The 5,084-nt window shown below is 42.7% G+C and carries 3 protein-coding genes; all 3 read right to left on the bottom strand.

Annotated features, from left to right (window positions below; translation table 11 throughout):
- Positions 1 to 379: 379 nt before the first annotated feature.
- A complete protein-coding gene (gene hemF / locus KBF71_08750; GenBank protein ID MBP9878399.1) occupies positions 380 to 1,252 on the bottom strand; it encodes an oxygen-dependent coproporphyrinogen oxidase in 873 nt (290 codons plus the stop codon).
- Between the two features lie 69 nt (positions 1,253 to 1,321).
- Positions 1,322 to 1,867 (bottom strand): hypothetical protein, encoded by a 546-nt coding sequence (locus KBF71_08745; protein MBP9878398.1) that lies wholly within the window; start codon positions 1,865 to 1,867, stop codon positions 1,322 to 1,324.
- 224 nt (positions 1,868 to 2,091) lie between these two features.
- Complete coding sequence (gene gyrA / locus KBF71_08740; protein MBP9878397.1) at positions 2,092 to 4,848, bottom strand: DNA gyrase subunit A; 2,757 nt, start codon at positions 4,846 to 4,848, stop codon at positions 2,092 to 2,094.
- Positions 4,849 to 5,084: the final 236 nt, after the last annotated feature.

The following is a 5,084-nucleotide window of genomic DNA, read 5'->3' as shown; positions in this document are numbered from 1 at the left end:
CGCCTAACTTCTAAGCGGATTTCTTTGGTTGAATTTCTTAAATCTGGTTTCTTCATAAGCTCATAATATCAAGATTCCATAAAACATGCAACATTTTTTTCGACTACTTCATGTTGCCGGATTAATATTTTGATTATAGCACATTCTCAAAAATGTCAAAAATTTCTGTGGGAGGGATGCTCTAGTACGAAATGCAAAATGATAAAGAGCCGTCATTCAGAGTCGCCGCGAGGCGACGTGGAATCTCATCCAATTAACAATTGCGCGCAATTTTTGCTGAGAGACTCCAGAGACTCCATCAGCCTACGCCAAGGCTTCGGCCTGACAGGCGGGCTCTCAGTGAGAGCCCTCTGAGTGACGAAATTCAAGGCTCGCAGCTCTAAGACCACTTAGCCTCTGGTGGTAATGACATTAAAATGGCCTCGATGTTTCCACCTGTCTTCAGACCAAAAAGCGTCCCGCGATCGTAAACCAGATTGAATTCTGTATAGAAACCACGCTTTTTCAACTGCAACTCTCGATCCTCGTCTGTCCACTCATCATGCATATGAGCCTCAACAATCTTGGGATAGATATCCAAAAATGTTTCACCAACATCCCGCGTGTAAGCAAAATCATTTTCGAAATTGCCACTATTCAAGTTATCGTAGAAAATTCCACCAACGCCGCGCGCCACATTTCTGTGTTGAATAAAGAAATAATCATCCGCCCATTTTTTATATTTTTCATAATAATGCGGATCATGACGATCACAACATTCCTGTAAAGCCTTATGGAAAATCGCTGTATCATTGTCATTTTCAATCATGGGATTCAAATCAGTTCCACCCCCAAACCAATCAATTGACGTCACAATGTAGCGCGTATTCATATGAATGGCTGGCACTTTTGGGGATCTCATATGGGCAACCAAACTAATACCTGAAGCCCAAAACTCACCTGTATCAGCAGCACCTGGAATCGATTTTCTAAATTCTTCTGAGAAAACACCTTTAACAGTTGAGATATTCACACCGACTTTTTCAAAGACACGCCCACCGCGCATCACAGACATTTCACCGCCGCCATTCTCGGCTCGCTGAGTACCATCCACATCAGCACGGATCCATTGTTTTCTCTCAAAAAGACCAGGACTCAAATCACAATGAGGACCCGACTCAAGCTGCCTTTCAAGCTCAACAAAACGATCACAAATGCGATCGCGCAGAGACTGAAACCATAGGCTTGCCTTATTTTTTTTATCAGCTGGCATTAACATGAGTACCTCCTTATATTTATCAACCCAAGCATACTCCTTTAAAGAGATTCTGTCTTTCTTTTTTTACAGATTACCCTGCCTCAACCTTTCAAGTGCCTTTTCATTTTCTTCATCTTGATCAGATAAAATCACTTTTAGCTGAGGCAATTGAAATAAACAGCCTGGCAAAGATTGAATCTTATTATCAACAAGAATCAGCTTTTCCAAATGAACCAGCTTTTGAATATCCATAGGCAGAGCCAAAAGATGATTCAACCGTAAATTCAGCTCGATTAAATTAATCAGAAACCCAATTTCCGGAGGCAAAAGAACCAATTGAACACCTGCTGCATTCAATAACAGTGTTCTATCTGAGCATGGTAAGTTTTTGACAATCAAATCTCGACACGACACATATATGTCATAAGCCATTGAAAAAGAGTGCCCCGCTGCCAAAGTCGCTGCTCTAAAAGACAAAAGATGCTTATCAAAAGCATCTTTGTCTTCTTGAAAATAATCATAAGACAGATTATGTCTGATGGTGAGAATATCATGATTCGTTGCGGCTTGAATGTCTTGATAGAGATCAACAAGTTCAGGTTGAACATGAATTTGAGACACACCAGTCATAGATTTATCTCCTCGGCTTGATACGTGGTTTTAGATAACAAATTTAAAAATCGTCATTCAGAGTCGCCCCCATCAAGGGGCGACGTGGAATCTCTTCAAATTACCTATTGAAACTGCTCTTGTTTTTACTTCCAAGAGACTCCACGCCCTTCTAAAGAAGGGCTCTGAGTGACGATTCTCTAAATTTCTACAGCAGTTCCTGTAAATAAGTTATCACCAAACTATCATTCTAAATTTGTTTCAACAACTTGTTCTTCGACTGAAACATCATCCTCATCGCCATCAGTCTGATCCACATCGATTGGCTCAACAGACACAACTGTATCGCCATTGGTCACTGTGAAAAGTTTCACACCCATTGCACTACGACCACAGATACGAATGTCATGCACAGGCAGACGAATCAACTGTCCCCCATTTGTCACCAGAATCAGTTGCTGATCATCTCTCACCGGGAACGACGCCACAACGGCGTTATTCTTCTCACCCATACCACCAAGATTACGGATCCCTTGTCCACCACGGCCTGTAATACGATATTCATAAGATGATGTTCTTTTACCAAAGCCTGTATCTGATACAGTCAGCAAGAATTCTTCTGATGCTGCCAATTCAGCAAAACGCTCTTCTGAAAGCTGAATATCGCCTGTTACAACTGTTTCAGCGCCTTCTTCATCTGCAGCTGTTGCTGAACCATCTTCAACATCATCAGGATGACGACGCAAGGCATTAGCTTGCTTCACATACAGAGATCTTTCTTCTGTCGTTGCTGTTGTGTGTTTTAAAACGCACATGCTCATCACTTCATCACCAGGCGCAAGGCGAATACCACGCACACCCGTTGATGTTCGGCCTGTAAAGACACGCACATCATCAAAGGAGAAACGAATACATTTACCAAGTTTGGTTGAGATCAAAAGATCGTTCTTTGCATTACCTGTTGCAACACCAATGAGGCGATCATTCTCTTCAAGCTTCATTGCAATTTTACCGTTCGATTTCACATTGGTGAAATCTGAAAGCTTGTTCCGTCTCACATCACCTGATTTGGTGACGAAAATAATGGTGAGTTCGTCCCATGCTTTTTCATCCTCAGGTAAAGGCATCACAGTTGAAATTGTCTGCCCTGCATTAATCGGCAGCAAGTTCACCAACGCCTTACCACGTGCTTGAGGATTACCCAATGGCAAACGATAGACCTTCATTTTATAAGCAAGACCATCTGTTGAGAAAAACAGAACAGGCGTATGAGTATTGGCAACAAAAAGTTTTGAGATGAAATCTTCTTCCTTCATGTTCATGCCAGAGCGCCCCTTACCACCTCTGCGCTGTGAACGGTAGGTTGAGAGCGGAACACGCTTGATATAGCCCGTGTTGCTCACTGTGACAACCATGTCTTCTTTCTGAATCAAGTCTTCAAGATCTGATTCATGCTCAGAATTTTCAATCTGTGTTCTACGTGGCGTGTTGAATTTATCTTTGACTTCGATCAATTCAGTCTTGACGATCTCCATCAATTTCTCACGTGATGCCAAAACAGCAAGACAGAACTGAATGTGATCCGTGATTTCTCTCAGCTCATCACCAATCTTATCACGCTCAAGTCCTGTTAAGCGATGCAATCTGAGTTCAAGAATCGCACGCGCTTGCGCTTCTGACAAATGATAATTACCGCCTGCATCAACGGCTCTACCTGGCTCATCAACCAAAGCAATCAGCGGCGCAACATCTTTTGCTGGCCATGGCTTTGCCATCAATTGTTCACGCGCCACTTGTGGGTCTTGTGCTTTTTTAATCAGCTCAACAATTTCATCAATATTCGCAACAGAAACAGCCAAACCAACCAAAAGGTGCGCCTTTTCACGTGCCTTATTAAGCTCAAATTTTGTCCGGCGCGTCACCACTTCCTCACGGAATTGAATGAAGCAACGCACAATATCATATAGCGTCATCATGCGTGGTTGACCATGGTCAAGGGCCAAGCAGTTCACGCCAAAGGATGTTTGAAGCGGTGTGAATTTATAAAGCTGCGCAAGCACCACATCTGGAACGGCTTCACGCTTTAACTCAACCACAACGCGCACACCATCTTTGTCAGATTCATCACGGATATCAGAGATACCCTCGATTGTCTTTTGTTTTACAACTTCAGCAATACGCTCAATCATCTGGGCCTTATTCACCTGATAAGGAATCTCAGTAATGACAATGCCTGTCCGATCTTTCCGGATCTCCTCAATCTCAGCTTTACCACGCATGACAATCGATCCACGCCCTTCATGGAAAGCATTGCGAATGCCTGTACGGCCCAAAATAATGCCGCCTGTTGGGAAATCAGGACCCAAAACATATTCCATCAACTCATCGATCGAAATGCTTGAATTATCGATATAAGCACAGCATGCATCAATCACTTCGCCTAAGTTATGGGGCGGAATGTTTGTTGCCATCCCAACTGCAATACCACCAGCACCATTCACCAACAAATTCGGCACACGTGATGGTAGAACAACAGGTTCTGAAATGGTTTCATCATAGTTGGCTCTAAAGTCAACTGTATCTTTATCATAGTCAGCCAATAGTTCTTCAGCTGCTTTATCAAGCCTTGCTTCTGTGTAACGCATAGCAGCAGCCGGATCCCCATCCATAGAACCAAAGTTTCCTTGGCCATCGATCAAAGGCAAGCGCATTGAGAAATCCTGCGCCATCCGAACCATCGCTCCATAAATAGCCTGGTCACCATGTGGGTGATATTTACCCATCACGTCCCCGACGATACGCGCAGACTTTTTGTAAGGCTTTGATGAATCAAATCCACCATCTTTCATGGCATAGAGAATACGCCTATGCACAGGTTTAAGACCATCTCTGACATCTGGTAATGCGCGCGAGACAATTACGCTCATAGCATAATCGAGATAGGATCTCTCCATCTCATCTTCAATTGTGACCAACTGAATGTCAGAATCTATTGGAATCATATCGTCTGTTGAACCTGTCAAGATGGATCTCCATTTTTATTGAAAGCTTTTAAAAACCTGGATCAATCTTACATATTTTTTGGTCTAACAGCAACGCTTTTCTCATAGCTGTAGGAGCAAAATGATATTGTCCTGTTTGAGCAAGATAGAAATGTCCGCTTTTCAGTAGGAATTTTCTTTTAAACTTATCGAGAGTTTAGATGAAAGGGGTCCGAATGAATCACAGCATAAACATG

It is taken from the genome of Alphaproteobacteria bacterium (assembly GCA_018063245.1).
GTDB lineage: Bacteria > Pseudomonadota > Alphaproteobacteria > JAGPBS01 > JAGPBS01 > JAGPBS01.
The sequence above is the reverse complement of the archived record's forward strand: the minus strand, read 5'-3'. Positions and strand labels throughout refer to the sequence as shown.